Annotated in this window: 16 protein-coding genes; 8 read left to right on the top strand and 8 right to left on the bottom strand. The window is 67.2% G+C overall.

Going from position 1 to position 17,159, the window contains the following annotated elements:
* The first annotated feature begins 167 nt into the window (after positions 1–167).
* Positions 168–1,718: a serine hydrolase domain-containing protein gene (locus KV110_RS11275; protein WP_218475715.1), complete on the top strand. Its 1,551-nt coding sequence runs from the start codon at positions 168–170 to the stop codon at positions 1,716–1,718.
* A 15-nt stretch (positions 1,719–1,733) separates the two neighbouring features.
* On the opposite strand, the gene KV110_RS11270 is transcribed toward KV110_RS11275, so the two are convergent.
* Positions 1,734–3,059: an MFS transporter gene (locus KV110_RS11270; protein ID WP_218475714.1), complete on the bottom strand. Its 1,326-nt coding sequence runs from the start codon at positions 3,057–3,059 to the stop codon at positions 1,734–1,736.
* A 436-nt stretch (positions 3,060–3,495) separates the two neighbouring features.
* On the opposite strand from KV110_RS11270, the gene KV110_RS11265 reads away from it, so the two are divergent.
* A complete protein-coding gene (locus KV110_RS11265) occupies positions 3,496–5,700 on the top strand; it encodes an elongation factor G-like protein EF-G2 (RefSeq protein ID WP_218475713.1) in 2,205 nt (734 codons plus the stop codon).
* Between the two features lie 56 nt (positions 5,701–5,756).
* Here the strand turns inward: KV110_RS11265 and KV110_RS11260 are convergent, their stop codons facing one another.
* The gene (locus KV110_RS11260) at positions 5,757–6,653 is read right to left on the bottom strand and encodes a tyrosine-protein phosphatase (RefSeq protein WP_218475711.1); all 897 of its coding nucleotides are present in this window, start codon (positions 6,651–6,653) and stop codon (positions 5,757–5,759) included.
* A gap of 369 nt (positions 6,654–7,022) precedes the next feature.
* On the opposite strand from KV110_RS11260, the gene guaD reads away from it, so the two are divergent.
* Both guaD and KV110_RS11250 read left to right on the top strand, forming a co-directional pair.
* Complete coding sequence (gene guaD, locus KV110_RS11255; RefSeq protein ID WP_218475710.1) at positions 7,023–8,471, top strand: guanine deaminase; 1,449 nt, start codon at positions 7,023–7,025, stop codon at positions 8,469–8,471.
* 76 nt (positions 8,472–8,547) lie between these two features.
* Positions 8,548–9,063 carry a cupin domain-containing protein gene (locus tag KV110_RS11250; protein ID WP_218475708.1) on the top strand — a complete coding sequence of 172 codons (516 nt, stop codon included), beginning with the start codon at positions 8,548–8,550 and terminating at the stop codon, positions 9,061–9,063.
* Between the two features lie 80 nt (positions 9,064–9,143).
* Here the strand turns inward: KV110_RS11250 and KV110_RS11245 are convergent, their stop codons facing one another.
* The 3 genes from KV110_RS11245 to glnA all read right to left on the bottom strand — a co-directional run bounded on the left by KV110_RS11245 (position 9,144) and on the right by glnA (position 11,401).
* The gene (locus KV110_RS11245; protein ID WP_246634473.1) at positions 9,144–9,524 is read right to left on the bottom strand and encodes a DNA-binding protein; all 381 of its coding nucleotides are present in this window, start codon (positions 9,522–9,524) and stop codon (positions 9,144–9,146) included.
* A 44-nt stretch (positions 9,525–9,568) separates the two neighbouring features.
* Positions 9,569–9,856 (bottom strand): hypothetical protein, encoded by a 288-nt coding sequence (locus KV110_RS11240; RefSeq protein ID WP_246634472.1) that lies wholly within the window; start codon positions 9,854–9,856, stop codon positions 9,569–9,571.
* 108 nt (positions 9,857–9,964) lie between these two features.
* The gene (glnA, locus tag KV110_RS11235; RefSeq protein ID WP_218475706.1) at positions 9,965–11,401 is read right to left on the bottom strand and encodes a type I glutamate--ammonia ligase; all 1,437 of its coding nucleotides are present in this window, start codon (positions 11,399–11,401) and stop codon (positions 9,965–9,967) included.
* A gap of 287 nt (positions 11,402–11,688) precedes the next feature.
* On the opposite strand from glnA, the gene KV110_RS11230 reads away from it, so the two are divergent.
* The gene (locus KV110_RS11230; protein WP_218475705.1) at positions 11,689–12,111 is read left to right on the top strand and encodes an RDD family protein; all 423 of its coding nucleotides are present in this window, start codon (positions 11,689–11,691) and stop codon (positions 12,109–12,111) included.
* Between the two features lie 67 nt (positions 12,112–12,178).
* Positions 12,179–12,547: a YrdB family protein gene (locus tag KV110_RS11225; protein WP_246634471.1), complete on the top strand. Its 369-nt coding sequence runs from the start codon at positions 12,179–12,181 to the stop codon at positions 12,545–12,547.
* 135 nt (positions 12,548–12,682) lie between these two features.
* Here the strand turns inward: KV110_RS11225 and KV110_RS11220 are convergent, their stop codons facing one another.
* Positions 12,683–13,417 carry a DUF4191 domain-containing protein gene (locus tag KV110_RS11220; RefSeq protein ID WP_218475703.1) on the bottom strand — a complete coding sequence of 245 codons (735 nt, stop codon included), beginning with the start codon at positions 13,415–13,417 and terminating at the stop codon, positions 12,683–12,685.
* 77 nt (positions 13,418–13,494) lie between these two features.
* The gene (locus KV110_RS11215; protein WP_218475701.1) at positions 13,495–13,944 is read right to left on the bottom strand and encodes a TY-Chap domain-containing protein; all 450 of its coding nucleotides are present in this window, start codon (positions 13,942–13,944) and stop codon (positions 13,495–13,497) included.
* A gap of 311 nt (positions 13,945–14,255) precedes the next feature.
* Between KV110_RS11215 and KV110_RS11210 the strand changes: the two genes are divergently transcribed.
* Together KV110_RS11210 and KV110_RS11205 are read left to right on the top strand one after the other, a co-directional pair.
* Positions 14,256–14,996, top strand: coding sequence for a DUF2334 domain-containing protein (locus KV110_RS11210; protein ID WP_246634470.1), 741 nt, complete (start codon positions 14,256–14,258; stop codon positions 14,994–14,996).
* Positions 14,996–16,114 carry a glycosyltransferase gene (locus tag KV110_RS11205; RefSeq protein ID WP_218475700.1) on the top strand — a complete coding sequence of 373 codons (1,119 nt, stop codon included), beginning with the start codon at positions 14,996–14,998 and terminating at the stop codon, positions 16,112–16,114. Before KV110_RS11210 ends, KV110_RS11205 begins: the two co-directional genes overlap by 1 nt.
* Before the next feature lie 16 nt (positions 16,115–16,130).
* Here the strand turns inward: KV110_RS11205 and KV110_RS11200 are convergent, their stop codons facing one another.
* Positions 16,131–17,045, bottom strand: coding sequence for a DMT family transporter (locus KV110_RS11200; protein WP_246634469.1), 915 nt, complete (start codon positions 17,043–17,045; stop codon positions 16,131–16,133).
* Positions 17,046–17,159 lie beyond the last annotated feature (114 nt).

Genomic DNA, 17,159 nt, shown 5'->3' with positions numbered 1-17,159 from the left:
CCGGACCAGGCGGCACCCGCGCTGACGGGCACGCCTGGTCCCGGTGTGCGACGCCACGCGGACTGGTGGCAGACAGGTCCGCCCCTCTCCACGCTTCGTCGGTAAACGCGACCGGTAGCTCCGCCGGTACACAGATGTGCAGATTCGCAGAACGCGGGGATCGAAATATGCTCGGCAGTAACACCTTCGCTCGGCGCGTGCGCGCCGGTGCCGGTGCGCTCGCCGTCGCGGTGGTCGCCACCGTGCTGGTCGGCTGCGCTCCTGATGAATGCGGGTCCGGTGACAGCTGCGCCGTCTCCTTTCCGGCGGACGCGAAGAGCAAGATCGATGAGACCGTCCGCAAGAACATGGACGCGGGCTTGATTCCGGGTGCGCTGGTTACCGTGCACGCCCCCGGCCGCGGCACCTACACCCAGGCGTACGGCGTCGCCGATCTAGCGACCGGACGTCCGATGACCGTCGACGATCACGTCCGAATCGGCAGCATCACCAAAACATTCACCGCGACCGCGATCCTCCGGGCCGCCGACGAAGGCAAGCTTGCGCTCGACGATGTGCTGAGTAAATACGTGCCCGGCGTGCCCAACGGCGACACCATCACCCTGCGCGATCTGCTCGGCATGCGCGGCGGCGTCTGGGATCTGGTTGGCGACAGCGATTTCGCCGCTCAGCTGGTAACGAAGACACCGGGCGAATGGCGCGACGGCGATCGGCTGCGCGCGATCACCGCGCACCCGGAGCACGCCAAACCGCCACGCACCAACACGGAATACTCCAACTCCGAATTCGTCCTGCTCGGTCTGGTGCTGGAGAAGGTGATCGGCAAGCCGGTGCACGAGGTCCTCGACGAGCTCGCGCGAGCACACGGGCTTCAGGAAACCTCCTACCCCGTCGATGCCACCATCCCTTCGCCCGCAAGCCAGGGCTACACCTACTTCGACGACGCCGCCACGAATGTCACCAGCCGCAACAGTCCGGCGATCTTCGGCGCCGCGGGCACGATGGTCTCGACGATCTCCGACCTCGCCACCTACGCGCCCCTGCTCGCCAAGGGTGACCTGCTGAAGCCCGAAACCTCGCAGGCCAGACAGCAATTCACCAGCGGAACCGCGGGCGGCGCTCCCTTCGACTACGGCCTCGGACTGCAGCGCTTCGGCCCGTGGCTCGGTCACGCGGGCGGCGTGCTCGGGTACACCACGCACGTCGGTTACCTCCCGGACACCGGGGCCGCCGTCGCGGTCGCGGTCAACCAGTACACGGTTCCGCCCACCCTCCTGCGCATCACCGCGTCCGACATCTGGGGTTCCATCGTCGAGCAGCTGTACCCGGAATCGCTACCCGGCGACCGGCCGACACCCACGATTCCGTCCCCGCAACTGCCCGCTCCCGCGGACCTGAGCACCCACCTGCAGCAGGCCTTCGACACCACGCTCGCGCCCACCCAAAAAACCTTGCGCGTCGCAGCCGACGACAAAGACCCCGAGCTGATCACCAAGCTCGCGAAGGTCTACGCCGGATACTCCATGACATTCCGAGTAGACAAGCTCACCGATTTCGACGGCACCACCCTCCTCGCCACCACAACAGTCAGCTCCCCCGACAGCAAACGCCCCATGGTCATCCCCTTCACCGCCCACGACAACACCTGGCGCCTAGACACCAACTGGGTCTGCGAAAGCCTCCTCCTCGGCGGCGAATCCTCCCCCGCCTGCACCTGATCGCCTGGGTCTAGGTCAGTTGGAGGAATCCTTCTGTGCGCGAATGTCGGCCCGCTTCCACAACGCCAACACACCCGCGGCTGAGGCCACCATGCAGAAGCCGACGACCCACAGGCCCGCGCGTTGGGTGCCGGTCCAATCCTTCAGTCCGCCGGTGATATACGGTGCCGCGAAACCGCTGAGGTTGCCGATCGAGTTGATCAGGGCGATGCCGCCCGCCGCGGCGGCGCCGGTGAGGAAGGCGCTCGGCAGGGCCCAGAAGGTGGGGAGGGCGGCGAGTACGCCGACCGCGCAGACGGTGACCGCGACCATGGCCGCGAGCGGGTTTCCGAGGTAGAGCGCCACGGGGATGGCGAGGCCGCCGAGCAGGGCGGGGATGGCGACGTGCCAGGGGCGTTCCCCGCTGCGGTCGCCGTGCCTGCTCCACCACACCATCACCACCGCGCCGATGAGGTAGGGCACCGCGTTGATCAGGCCGCGCTGCACCACCGAATAGTGCGTGTCGTACTGCTGCTCGAAACCCTTGATGATCGTCGGCAGGAAGAACCCCAGCGCATACAACCCGTAAACGATCCCGCCGTAGACGAAGGCCAGGCCGAGCACCCGCGAGTCGGTGAGGGCTTTACGCAAAGTCCACTGCTCCGCCTTTTCCATCGCAGCCTGCTCGGCGGCGAGTTCGGTACTGAGCCACTGCCGTTCGGCGCGGGTCAGCCAGCGGGCCTGCGCCGGACTGTCGGTGAGGTAGAACCAGGTCACCACCGCGAGCACGACCGCGGGCAAGCCCTCGACGAGGAACATGAACCGCCAGCCACTGAGGCCGAACACCCCGTCGCCGTATTCGATGATCAGACTCGACACGGTCGAGCCGAGCGCGGTGGACAGCGGAATGGCGACCATGAACAGCGCCACCACTTTCGCCCGCTGGTTCTGCGGGAACCAATACGTGAGGTACAGCAGGATCCCGGGAAAGAAGCCCGCCTCCGCCACGCCGAGCGCGAATCGCAGGATGTACAGCACGGTTTCGTTGGGCACGAACGCCATCGCGGTCGCGACCACACCCCAACTGGCCAGGATCCGGGCAATCCACCGCCGCGCCCCGAACTTGTGCAGCGCCAGATTGCTCGGCACCTCGAGCACCAGGTATCCGATGAAGAAGATCCCCGATGCCAGCCCGAACGCCGTCTCGGTGAGCCCGAGGTCGGTCTTCATCCCACTTGGCCCGGCGAAACTGATATTGACCCGGTCCAGATAGTTCACGAAATACAGCAGTCCGAGATACGGCACCAGTCGAAGGGTGACCTTGCGCAGCGTCGCGCGAGACACATCGGATGTGACAACCATCCGCGCACTCTCGTCCCGCAGGCGCCCACCGGTCAAGTCCCGCGCCCGTCCAGGCGCACCACCTCGCAAGTCGTAGCGGGACTACACGTTTCGACATCTCCTCGACGGAAGCGCCCTGCCGTCCGGCCACACGCAGATCATCGAACGCTTCCCCGGCGTGCTCCATGCGCCCGGCCCCACCGACTCGCTGCTCCGCGTGCTGGAATGTTCCGACCGGCCATACGTCGGCTATCAGCACCCAGTCATCTCGCGCAGCCCGGCGAGGCCGCGGCAAGTCGTTTCGGCGCAGCTCCCGCCCGCCAGGTCGCCGAACGCGCCCGACGACGAACCGCGCAGTCCGCGGCATCGGATCTCGCGATCCGTGGACGCGCGGCGACCGCCGGTGGGAAGCTCGGAGTACCGCACGTGTCGGGGCGCGAGGGAAGCGAGACGCACAGTGGACAAGTCGAGTGGAACTGCTGGGGGCAACGGCAGAGTAGTTACGGCCGAACGGCCGGATCAAATACGCAATGTGGTGCTGGTCGGGCACAGCGGGTCGGGGAAGACGACACTGGTCGAGGCGATGGCGCTGACCACGGGGACGGTGAATCGGGCCGGACGGGTCGAGGACGGAACCTCCCTGTCGGACTACGACGAGATCGAACATCGGCAGCACCGTTCGGTGCAGCTGTCGGTGGTGCCGCTGGCCTGGGCCGGGATGAAGATCAACTTGGTGGATACCCCCGGTTACGCGGACTTCGTCGGTGAGTTGCGGGCGGGACTGCGTGCCGCCGACGCGGCACTGTTCGTCATCTCGGCGGCCGAGGGCGCGGAGAGCGTCAGCGGGGCGACCCGTGCGTTGTGGGAGGAATGCGCGGCGGTCGGGATGCCGCGCGCGATCGTGCTCACCCACCTGGACACCGCGCGAGCGGACTTCGACGAGATGACCGAGACCTGCCGCACCGTCCTCGGCGGCGGTGCGTCGGAAAACATTCTGCCGCTACATCTTCCGGTGTACGGCCCGAAGAGCCCGGACGGCCATCGCCCGGTCACCGGACTGATCGAGCTGCTACCGAACTGCGTGGTCGACTACTCCTCCGGCGAGCGGGTGGAGACCGAGCCGTCGCCCGAGCAGCTGCCCATGCTGGCGGAGGCGCGCAACCGGCTGATCGAGGGCATCATCGCCGAAAGCGAAGACGAAACACTGATGGACCGCTATCTCGGCGGCGAGGAAATCGACCACGCCACCCTCCTCACCGATCTCGAGCGGGCGGTGGCCCGGGGTAGCTTCCATCCGGTCCTGTTCGGCGCGCCCGCGCCCGAAGGGGCCAAGCAGGGCCTTGGCACCGTCGAACTGCTCGACCTGATCACCGGCGGGTTCCCGACGCCGGCGGAGCACATCGTCTCCGCCGTCACCGCCGTCGGCGGCAACACCCGACGCCAACTCGACTGCGACCCGGACGGCGTGCTCGCGGCGGAGGTGATCCGCACCTCCTCGGATCCGTACGTCGGCCGGGTATCCCTGGTCCGCGTCTTCTCCGGCACGCTGCGCGCCGACGACACGGTGCACGTCTGCGGTCACGGTCTGGAAGACCGCGGCCACGAGAGCCACGACGTCGACGAACGGGTCGGCGCGGTCTCCGCACCGTTCGGCAAGGGCCAACGCCCGCTCGGCCAGGCCATCGCGGGCGACATCGTCTACGTGACCAAGCTCAGTCGCGCGGAAACCGGCGACACCCTGTCGGGCACCGATAAACCGCTGGTCATCGAACCGTGGCAGATGCCGGATCCGTTGCTGCCCATCGCGATTACCGCACACAGCAAGGCCGACGAGGACAAACTCTCGCAGAGCCTGGCCCGGCTGGCGGCCGAGGATCCGGCCGTGCGGCTCGAGCACAACGCGCAAACCCATCAGCTGGTCCTGTGGTGTCTCGGCGAGGCGCACCGCGACGTCGCGCTGGAACGGTTGCGGACCAGGTTCGGCGTGCAGGTCGATGTCGTCGAGCATCGGGTAGCACTGCGGGAAACGTTCGCGGGCAAGGCAACCGGGCGCGGCAGGCATGTCAAGCAGTCCGGCGGGCACGGGCAGTACGCCGTCTGCGAGATCGAGGTCGAGCCGCTGCCCGGCGGTTCCGGTATCGAGTTCGTGGACAAGGTGGTGGGCGGAGTCGTTCCGCGCCAGTTCATTCCGTCGGTGGAGAAAGGTGTGCGGGCACAGGCGGCCCGCGGCGTGGCCGCAGGATATCCGCTGGTCGATGTGCGGGTCACGCTCTTCGACGGCAAGGCGCATTCGGTCGACTCCTCCGACGCCGCCTTCCAGACCGCGGGCGCCCTCGCGCTGCGCGAAGCCGCCGCGGGCGCGGGCGTCGCCCTGCTGGAGCCGATCGCCGACGTGTGGGTCCTGGTCTCCGACGACTACGTAGGTCCGGTTCTGAGCGATCTGTCCGGTCGGCGTGGGCGCGTGCTCGGCACCGAACCGCACGGCAGCGGCCGCACCAGGATCCATGCCGAAGTACCGGAACTCGAACTCAGCCGCTACGCCATCGATCTGCGCTCCCTCTCGCACGGCACCGGTGACTTCACCCGCTCCTACACCCGCCACGAACCGATGCCGGGCCAGCTGGCCGCCACGATCCGCGAGCAGGCCAAAAAGCAGTCCTAGCACCGGCATTCGGGCCCATCCACCGGAAGCGGATGGGCCCGAACACCTTTTCTCGACTAGGTGACCAGGTTCCTGCGCAGCTTCAAGATGGATCCGCCGTCCAGACCGAGACCCTGGGTCAGGTACTTGCCGAAATCGCCATAGTCCTGCTCCATCTTCTGGATTGCGGCGTCCAAGTATTCGTTACGAACTTCCTGAAGCGGGATCAACAGGTCCGGGTTCTGCATATAACCGGCTTGCTTCACCTGCTGCCGAAGCGCGGCGTCCGCGGCGGCGCGATACTGGTTCGACAGCAGATAGTCCTGCCGCGCAGTGCCTTCCGGCACGCCGACGGCGCGCAGCAGCACGTAGGTCAGCCAACCGGTGCGATCCTTACCCGCGGTGCAGTGGTACAGCGTGACCTTGTCGGTATTGGCGACATCCTTGATCGTCTGTCCGAACGCGGCACGGGACTGCTGGCTGCTGATGAACGTGGTGTACATGTTCAGCATGATCTGCTCGGCCTTGCCGTTGCCGAGTGCTTCCTCCTGCTTCTGCGGATCACGGGTCTGGATCACGGCCAGCATCCGCTGGAACAGGCCGGTGTCGTCGACCGGCCGGGCCACCGCCTGAGCGCCGGGAATCGGCTTATCCGCACCGGCGAACTGCACCTCGCCCGGTGTGCGCATGTCGATCACGGTCTTGACATTCAGGCCTGCCAACTTCTGCACATCGGCTTCGGTCAGCTTTTCCAGCGAGTCGGACCGAATGGCCTTGCCCGACTTCGTCCTGGCTCCGTCATAGGTGCGATATCCGCCGATATCGCGGGCGTTCACCGCCCCCTGCAAATCTATTCGGGCGGCGACGGCGGCCTCCGCTTCCGGTTGCGCGGTAGCGAGCGGTGGAGCGGCGGTCATCGTCAGGGCAAAGGTCGCCAGAGCGGCGGTAATCAGCGAAAGAACTGTAGTCTTCATGGCGCGGGACAGTAGAACTCGTTCCAGGTCGTGTGTCGCGGTTCCACCCAACTCGCCGCATCTGCCCCGCTCAGCGGGATTGATTTGGCAGTCAATGGGATTCGCGCTGGACTATTGGGGCGAATTGCCTAGCCTCCGCGGCTGTCGGAGCAAATTGCCGTCTTTTTGTCGGCGGTTTCGGCCATCGCGGGAGTGCAGCAACGGCCGAATAAGCGATCTTCTTTTCGATCATGGCGGTGTTCGCGCTCTTTGCCAAATCCACCGCCTGCGGTCGCGCCTAACCCGCTGACGGCGAGTGTGTCGGTGCTACCGCATCCTGATCCGGCGGGTTGGTTGGTTCGCACGGTTGCTAGTCGATAGCGTCGGAACATGGCCGAACGCACAGAATCGACGGAGAGTGCAGAAACGCCACGACTGGCTGACCGGACCGCGGGCAGGCCAGCCGTCAGAGCAACGACTCAACGGGACCCGGCGACAGGTGAGCTCCCCGCCGTTTTCCGCGGCACCATCTTGCACTTCTTGCGCGACCCCGGTGCCGACGACGACCCCGACGCGTGGGAGCTGTTCGAGGACGGCGCGCTCGCGGTCGGGGCGGACGGAACGGTGCGGTGGGCGGGCGAATGGTCGGCGCTGCCGGAACAGCATCGCGGCACCGTCATCGACCATCGGGGCAAGCTGATCGTCCCGGGTTTCGTGGACGCGCACATCCACTACAGCCAGTACGACATGATCGCGAGCTTCGGTGCGCAACTGGAGGATTGGCTGCAGGAATACGTGTTTCCGGCCGAGCGGCGGTTCGCCGACAAGGACTACGCCGAGCGGGTATCCGGGCTCTTCCTCGACACGTTGCTGGCCTGCGGGACCACCACCGCCAGCGTGTTCCCCAGCGTGCACGCGACCTCGGTGGACGCGTTCTGCGCGCAGGCGCGCCGCCGCGGCATGCGGATGACGTGCGGCAAAGTGCTCATGGACAAGCAGCCGGAGGCGCCGGACTTCCTGTCCGATGCCAGTCTCGCGCAAGCCGAGGAGCAGACCCGTCAACTCATCGCCCGCTGGCACGGAACCGACCGGCTGACGTACGCGATCACCCCGCGATTCGCGCTGTCCTCCACCGACGAGCAGCTGGCCATGGCCGCCCGGCTGTTCCACGAGTTTCCCGGTGTGGCGTTGCAGACCCATGCCGCGGAGAGCCTGCCGGAGACCGCGAGCGTGCTGGATCGGTTCACCGATGCCCGCTCGTACTTGGACGTGTACGACCGGGCGGGCATGCTCGACGCCCGATCCCTGTTCGATCACTGCGTGCACATCGACGACCAGGACCGGTCACGGATGGCCGCCACCGGCGCGGCCATCGCCTTCTGCCCGACTTCGAACCTGTTTCTCGGCAGCGGCCTCTTCGACCTCGCCGCCGCCCGCGACGCCGGTATCCGCGTTGGTCTCGGCACCGATTGCGGTGGCGGAACCAGCTATTCGCTGCTGCGCACCCTCAACGAGGCATACAAGGTGGTCATGCTGAAGGAGTCGACCAAGCCCGAAGACCAGCGCACCAGCCTCTCCGCCCGCCGCGGCTTCTACCTGGCCACCCTCGGCGGCGCCGAAGCCCTCTACCTGGACGACCACATCGGCAATTTCCGCCCCGGCAAAGAAGCCGACTTCGTCATCCTGGACTGGGCCGCCACCCCGGTCCTGGCGCGGCGCACCGAGGTGGCCCGCGACTTCCAAGAGCGCCTGTTCGCTCAGATGATCCTCGGCGACGACCGCTCGGTCGTAGCCACCTACGTCATGGGCCGCCGCGCGTACGCCCGCACCGCGGAGTAGCCGAGTCAATTCCCCTCCACTACTGCGCAACTCGGCAACCGAAACCTGTCGGACCCCCGCCGTAACGTAGACCGCTGTGCAGAATTTCGACATACCCGCGCTGCTGGCCGTGCTTCCCGGTGAGGGCGAGACCGTACACATTCCGGGCTTCGGCGCCACCTACAAGCTCTACGGCCACCAGACCAACGGTGCGATGTCCATCGTGGAGCACCCATTCGACGTCGGCACCATCACCCCGCCGCACATGCACAGCAGGGAAGACGAGTACTCGATCGTCCTGGCAGGCCGAATCGGCTTCCGCTCCGACGACACCGAGGTGGTCCTCGACCCCGGCGGGTACATCATCAAACCGCGCGGCGAAATGCACGCCATGTGGAACGCGGGTGACGTTCCAGGCCGCATCATCGAAGTCATCATCCCTGGCGGTTTCGAAACCTACTTCCGCGACCTGGCCGACCTGATCGCCGACACCAGCACCCCCGCCGAATCTTTCACCGAGCTCGCCTCCGACTACGGCCTGACCTACGGCCACCCCGACTGGCTCGACGACGTCATCGAGCGCTACCACCTCAACCCGCTCCCCCAACGCTGACCGCCGCTACTCTGCGTTGTCGAGCTCAGGGCGACCGCATCGTCCAGCCGGGCTGAGGTGTCCATTCGGACTGAATGCGGTCAGGTCGCGATCAGGCGCACCGATGCGCCACACAACTTACGCATGTCATCGACGTCGCTGGTGAGCATGACCACCGGGGCCTGCTGGCGCAGCGCCATTTCCGCGACAACGGCGTCGATCGCATACTTGTGGCCGTGCAGTCCTGCCTCGATGAGCAGTGCCGACGCGCACTTCGCGGCCGCATCGGCGACGGGCTCGACGCGCAGAGCGGACAGCAGCCAAGCAAGGCGGGCCCGGTCGGTCTTGCGGTGGGTGGCCTCGATGATGGTGAGCGCACTGATCACGACTTCCATGCCGCGGGACCGCGCTTCGGCGACGAGCGCGACCATCGACACCGAGTCATCGACGAGCCGGGACAGTCCGTCACAGTCCAGGACCAACGTTCCCTGGTTCAGCGTTGTCGAAGTATGGCGCGCAGGTCGAGTCAACTTGCTGTGTGCCACTGGCCCGACTCACCGAGTGCGTGATCGAACATCTCCCTAGCGCGTTGACGTTCCGCCTCGGGCAACGGCCCCATACGCCGTTCATGGTCGGCGATGTACTCGTCGAGCAGCATCCCGCGAAGTTCGCGCTCCACGGCGGAGGTGATGAAGGACGAGAATTCGCGCTTGCCCACTCGGCGCCGGATCGCTTCGGCGGTGCCTTCCGGCAGCGACAGACTGACCCGGGTCGCGGGGCCTTCCCCGATCCGATGCTCCGGCTCGTCGCTCATCTCGCAAGTTTATCAATTGAAGTAGGAAATCTCAATGATCGGCCGAAACGAGACGAGCCCTTCCGCACCGGGTGCGGAAGGGCTCGAAACCTCTTGCGGTACTGCGACTTACACGTCGAAGTACAGCTCGAACTCGTAGGGGTGCGGGCGCAGGTTCACCGGGGCGATTTCCTGCTCGCGCTTGATGTTGATCCAGGTCTCGATCAGGTCGTCGGTGAAGACGTTGCCTTCGGTCAGGTAGTCGTGATCCTGCTCGAGGCGGTCGATGACGGTGGCCAGGCTGGTGGGGGCCTGCGGGATGTTCTTGGCCTCCTCCGGCGGGAGCTCGTAGAGGTCCTTGTCGACCGGGGCCAGCGGCTCGATCTTGTTCTTGATGCCGTCCAGGCCCGCCATCATCATGGCGGCGAAGGCCAGGTACGGGTTGCCCGAGGAGTCCGGCGCGCGGAACTCGATGCGCTTGGCCTTCGGGTTGTTACCGGTGACCGGGATACGCACGGCCGCGGACCGGTTGCGCTGCGAGTACACCAGGTTGATCGGCGCCTCGTAACCCGGAACCAGGCGGTGGTAGGAGTTCACGGTCGGGTTGGTGAACGCCAGCAGCGACGGCGCGTGGTGCAGGATGCCGCCGATGTAGTGCCGCGCCAGATCCGAGAGCCCGCCGTAGCCGGCCTCGTCGTGGAACAGCGGCTTGCCGTCCTTCCACAGCGACTGGTGCACGTGCATGCCCGAGCCGTTGTCACCGAAGAGCGGCTTCGGCATGAACGTGACGGTCTTGCCTTCCTGCCACGCGGTGTTCTTCACGATGTACTTGAACAGCTGCAGATCATCGGCCGCACCGAGCAGGGTGTTGAACTTGTAGTTGATCTCGGCCTGACCGGCGGTGCCGACCTCGTGGTGGCCGCGCTCGAGCTCGAAGCCCGCGTTCTGCAGGTTGGTCGAGATCTTGTCGCGCAGGTCGACGTAGTGGTCGTACGGCGCGACCGGGAAGTAGCCGCCCTTGTTGCGAACCTTGTAGCCACGGTTCAGGGTGCCGTCCGGGTTGAACTGCGCGCCGGTGTTCCAGGAACCCGAGATCGACTCGATCTCGTAGAAGGCGCCGTTCATCTTCGAGTCGTAGCGGATCGAGTCGAAGATGTAGAACTCCGCCTCGGCACCGAAGTACGCGGTGTCGGCGATGCCGGTGCTCTTCAGGTACTCCTCCGCCTTACGCGCGATGTTGCGCGGGTCGCGGCTGTACGCCTCCCGAGTGAACGGGTCGTGCACGAAGAAGTTGAGGTTCAGCGTCTTGGCGGCACGGAACGGGTCCAGTCGCGCGGTGCTGAAGTCGGGCAGCAGCAGCATGTCCGACTCGTCGATCGACTGGAAGCCACGGACGGAGGAGCCGTCGAACGCTAGCCCTTCCTCTGCGAGGTCAGTGGTGAAAGCCTTCGCCGGGATCGAGAAGTGCTGCTGCACACCGGGAAGATCGCTGAAGCGGATGTCGACATACTCGACCTCTTCATCAGCGAGGTATTTGATGACCTCGTCGGCCGTGCTGAACGTCACTTGTTCTCCTTACGGATCGGTTCCCAGCCAGTGTTGATTGCTGGCCTTTTCGAGCGACCTGCAAGCAGGCGCTACGGTCGGGTTCGTCGCGTCCAGACGCTATGGACGCGGTGTTTCCCTGCAGTCAAGGCTGTGTTTCGCCAGTGTTACACGTGCCGCTGGCCGGGTGACTAGGCCCACCCAGGCTCCACCAGCATCGTAATCCTGCCATTCGACCAGGTGCGCACCGACGTGAACTCCCCTCATGCGGTGCCCGTCGGCCGGTCGCGCCCGCTTATTGTGGGGGCATGGCACCCATCGCGGACGAGCAGGCAAACCCCGAGTTCCCCGGGCAACATCTCGGCCTGCCGAAGTCCGGCGCCGGTTCGCTGGCCGGGATGGGCCGCCGGATCGCCGCGCTCTTCGTGGATTGGTTGATCGCGCTCGGCATCGCGGCGATGATCGTGCGCAGCGGCCAGGCCTCCAGCCTGACCCTGCTGATCTGGTTCGTGATCGGGGTCGGTGCGGTGACGCTGTTCGGCTTCACGCCGGGGCAGTACTTCCTGCGCCTGCGGACCGTCCGGATCGATGCGCCGGTGACCGTCGGTTTCGTGCGCGCGCTGGCCAGGCAGGCGCTGCTGGTGTTCGTGGTGCCCGCGCTGTTCACCGACGCCGATGGTCGCGGCATGCACGACCGGGCGACCGGCACCGCGCTCGTCCACTCCCGCTGAGGTCGGGCGCCTGGCCAGCCGCGGTTCGCGGACCGACGCTGTCGGTTCGACCGGTTACGCTCCGGCGGTGTCACTCAATCCGGCGATGCTCGCGATCCGGTTTCTGCTCGAGCTCGTCGCCATTTGTTCCTTTGGCGTCTATGGCTGGCGGGCCTTCGATTCGCCGTGGAAATTCCTGCTCGTAGCGGTGTTGCCGCTGGCCACCGCGACCCTGTGGGGCACCTTTGCCGTCCCCGACGACCCGAGCCGCGATGGCAACGCCACGGTCGCCGTCCCCGGCGCCCTGCGTCTGGCGCTCGAATTGGCGATCTTCGGCGGCGGCGCCGCGGCCCTCTGGGCGGCCGGCCTGCCCAAGTGGGCCCTGGCCTCGCTCGCCGTCATAGTCGTCTATCTAGCTCTCGCCTACGACCGCTTCGCCTGGCTCCTCAAAGCCTGAATCAACGGCACCTGGCGCCGAATAGGGCTCATCATCATGTGCCGTTGACCATGAAGCCGATCTGGCAGGCAGAACAACCCACACAGCAAAAGGCCCACATCCCATCAACTGGGATGCGGGCCTCTTGGGGCTGGTTCAGCGCCTGCGGATGGTCCGCTGGACGCCGCGCATCTTGGCGCCCGCGGGCATCGGACCCTTGGGCAGGGCCGGGCCGGTGCGGGAGCTGAGGGCGGTCAACCTGCCCTCGATGAGGTCCATGCGCTTGGTGTCGATGTTGCGAGGCAGCTTGGTCAGGTAGCGCTGCAGCTCCTTCAGCGGCACCTGGCCTTCGTCGTTGCCGATGACGATGTCGTAGATCGGGGTGTCGCCGATCAGCCGGGCGGTGCGCTTCTTTTCCTGCGCGAGCAGCGATTTCACCCGCTGCGGGGAGCCCTCGGCGACCAGCACCACGCCGGGCAGGCCGATCACGCGGTGCACCGCGTCGAGTTGGGTGGTCGCGGCGATGCCGTTGGTCACCCGCCACTTGCCCTGCAGGTTGTCCAGCACCCAGGCCGCGGCGCCCGCCTGACCCTCGGCCTTGCCGTAGACGCTCTTCTGCACCCGGCGGCCGAAGATGATGAACGCGGCCAGTGCACCGAGCACCACGCCCAACGGGACGAGGAACCAGGTCAGCCCGAAAATCAGGCCGATCACCAGGAAGACGGCGGTGATGCCGAGCAGCGCGCCGATCATCAGCGGCAGCAGCAGCTTGTCATCCTTGCGCTGCATCTGGAACGCCTGCCAGAGCTGCTGCCTGCGCTCTTTCGACTGCTGCTTGCGGGCCGCTTTCGCCGCGGCCTTCGCTTCCTTGGTGGGCTTACCTGCTGCCATGTCACTCAGGATAGTGCCCACGTGGGGCCGGTTCCGCCACGCCCGTCCCGGCGGGGACCATTGCCGCCGCTGCGGCGTCAATTCCAACCGCGGCGCGCCATCGAGCCGAGCACGGTGAGATCCAGATCACCGGACGCCTCGGTCCAGCCCATGGCGCGTAATTCCACCGGAGTCGCCACGCCGAGCGCGTCGCGGAAGCCGATGGCGACCGAGCGGGCGAACTCGACCAGGCCGCGCGGGGAGATGGGCCAGAACATGGTCCTGGTCCAGTTGTCGATCTCGCGCCGCAATACCGGCTCGTTCCAGCCGAGTTCACGTAGTTCTTGTGCGGCGGCATCCGGAATGGGCTGCGCCAGATAATGATCCCCCGCCAGCTCAGCGGACAATTTGATGTCGTACTGCATGAACTGGACAAACCGATTACCAGGCGCCGCGATGATCAACGTCGCCCGCGAAGGTAACTCGGACAGACATTGCGCCAGCGCTTGAACGAACTGCTCCCAGTCCGCGGTCACCGGCTCGCTCATTCTTCCCCCGGGCACTCGCACTGGCCCGATCATACGCCGCCCCGCCTGAGACACCAGGCGAATTACGTTGTCGGCCACACACTTCGCGTACTCCCGTTGAACGGGACATGACGGGGGCAAATAGCGAGTAAGCACACAAAGATGTCCCGCTCGGCGAGCAATGCAGCACGGGTCGGTGGATCGGGGGGTGCACAGGGTTCGTTCGGGCGGGGAATCAGGGTGTCGGGTGGGGGCGTTGGATCGCTGATCCGTCGGGTACCGGCACCGTGCTGTTCAGCTGGTGGCTACCGGGCGGTGTTAGCTTGCGGTGCGTGTGTGCGCGGTTGGTGGTGAGCGTCCATGACGTCGCACCCGCTAGTGCGGCGGCGACGGCGCGGTGGTGTGCCGATGCCGATGGGTTCGGGATTCCGGTGTCGCTGTTGGTCATTCCCGGTCCGTGGCGCGGTGCGGCGCTGGCTGAGCGGCCGGACTACGCGAGTTTTCTGCGGGAACGCCGCGCCGGGGGTGACGAGATCATGATGCACGGCTGGTCGCATCGGGCGGGACCGGAAGGGCGGTGGCCGCGACGAGCACTCGGCCGGGTCGTGGCACGCGGAGCCGCCGAGTTCGCCGCACTCGGTGCGGACGAGGCAGCCGCCAAGCTGCGCGCCGCCACCGCGGTGATGACCGAATCCGGGCTGTCCACAACGGGTTTCACTCCGCCGGGCTGGCTGGCCTCGCCCGCGGCCGAACGCGCCCTCCGCGCGGCAGGCTTCTCCCACACCACCGACCACTTCGGCGCGAAGGATCTGCGGACCGGTCGACGGCACCGTGGTTTCGCCCTCTCCCACCGCCCCGGCGGCGGCTGGTCCGAACACTTCGCCGCCACCATGCTGGTCACCATGGCCCGCCACAACGCGGCCCGCGGCGCCCTGGTGCGCCTCGCACTCCACCCCGACGACCTGCACCGCCCCGGCCTACGCGACGCCACCCTCCGCGCCATCGACGCGGCCCTGCACGCGGGCGCCCAGGCAACCACCTACGCCGACCTGGTCGGATCGGCGGTTCGCTAGTGCGCATCGTGCAGATCGCCAACTTCTATACGCCCGCCTCAGGTGGGCTGCGGACGTGTCTCGATGAGATCGGCCGCGGCTACCTCGCGAGCGGGCACGACCGGGTATTGGTAGTGCCTGGTCCTACCGACAGCGACGAGCAGACCGCGTCGGGGCGCCGAATTACGGTGCAGAGTCCTAAGTTCGGTGCGGGCGGGTACCACGTGCTGACTGCTCGCCGCACCCGCGGCGTTCTCGACCGACTGCGCCCCGATGTCCTGGAGTGCAGCGACAAGCTGAGCGTCCGCTGGCTCGCGCCGTGGGCGCGCGGCACCGGGGTGCCGCTCGTGCTGTTCTCCCACGAACGCATCGACGCCATCCTGCGCACCCGCGTCCCACCCGGCTTCCCGTTGAGCGCGGCCGCCGACCTGGCCAACCGCCGCCTCTGCGTGCGGGCTGACAAGGTGGTGGTCACGTCGAGCTTCGCGACGGCGGAGTTCGCCCGCATCGGAGCGACGAACGTGCGGCGGGTCCCGCTCGGCGTCGACCTGACCACCTTCCGACCAGCAGAACCGGGCGAGGCACCTCGGCCCGCAAGCGCTCCGGCCCGTCTGGTGCTGGTGAGCAGACTGTCGAAGGAGAAGCGCGCCGAACGCGCCATCGAAGCAGTGCGCGTACTGGTCGAGTCCGGCTCGGACTGCGAACTGGCCGTCATCGGCGACGGCCCCCTGCGACCGCGACTGCAACGCCTGGCCGCCGGGCTACCGGTGACCTTCCACGGCCACCTCACCGACCGCGCCGCCATGGCCGCCCTGGTCGCCGCCGCCGACATCGCGGTGTTTCCCTCCCCCGCCGAAACTTTCGGCCTCGCCGTCTTGGAGGCCCTGGCCTGCGGCACCCCGGTCGTCGTCCCCGCCGCCGGTGCCGCAGGCGAACTCGTCGACGCCCCCGGCTCCGGCATCGTCTCCGACGGCACCCCCCACGGCCTGGCCGACGGCGTCCGCGAACTCCTCGCCGTCCCCGCCCACCACCGCCGCCACGCCGCCCGCACCGCGGCCGAACGCTTCCCCTGGGCGGCCACCGTCACCGGCATGCTCGCCCTCTACGCCGACTACGAATCCCCGGTCCGTTCAGCCTGATCAGGGGCTGGGCCTGCTAGGAAACGCTCTCGCACGCTGGTCGGTTCGGAGGTTTCGAGAGCTGGTCCCGTTCGTCGTGCAGGGTGGGTGAGTTCGCCAGTAGCGCGATTCCGGCGATCACCAGTGCGGCAGCGAGGGTGAGCAGTAACGGGCGGGGGTGGACGGTGACCGCGAAGAGGGTGAGACCGGCCGTGTAGCTGAGGACCGGGTCGGTGATCGTCATCGCGGTGAGTGCGGTGGGTAGCGAACCGCGGGCGTAGGCCTCCTGGGTCAGCAGGCCGCCGAGGACGGTGGAGAGCGGGATGCCGAGCAGCGCCAAGCTCAGGTCGGGCAGCGCGGTGGTCGCGATGACCACCAGCACCGCGGTGGTCGAGAAACAACAGCCCGCCGCGACCGCCACCAGCGCCGAGCGCAGCTGAGTGGAGCGCGTCAGCCGGGACACCGCGGTCAACGCGACGATCGCGACGAAGACACCGATGCCGACGCCGGGCAGCAGGTGCGGGCGCACGTCCGCGTGGCCGGGCGCGCTCTGCCCGACGAGCAGGATCAGCCCGCCGCACACGAAAACGGTCCCCACCCAATCCCGCCCGAGCAACGTACGCCTGCGCCGCGCCGCCGCGAACGGCAACGCGAACAGCAGTTGCACCACCAACAGCGCCTGCACCACCGCGATCGCCCCGAGCCGCAACGCGACCGCGTGCACGACGAACCCCGCCACATTGGCACCTTGTCCGGCCAGCCACCGACGATCGGTGACCAGCCGACGAGCAATGCCAACGATCACCAGGAACCGCCCCTGCCCCGCTTCGGTCGCGGCCGCCCGCGCGGCCCCCTGTTGCAGCGCCGCCGACACCGCGAACAGCAGCGCCGCCAGCAAGGCGAGAGATATCGTCCCCACCGCGAACGCGTCGACAGGCGCGACATCCGGCATACCGCACATGCTCGCGGTCCGGAGTGAACACCGGGTGGCATCCGTCCGGCGGCTCGGCAACAGCTCTGCGGGCAACCTCGCTGATCACGCGGCTCCATGCGGTCGGCGAACACC

Origin of the sequence: Nocardia iowensis (genome assembly GCF_019222765.1) — a bacterium.
Taxonomy (GTDB): Bacteria; Actinomycetota; Actinomycetes; order Mycobacteriales; family Mycobacteriaceae; genus Nocardia; species Nocardia iowensis.
Note: the sequence above shows the minus strand (reverse complement) of the source record. Positions and strands in the feature narration are given on the sequence as shown.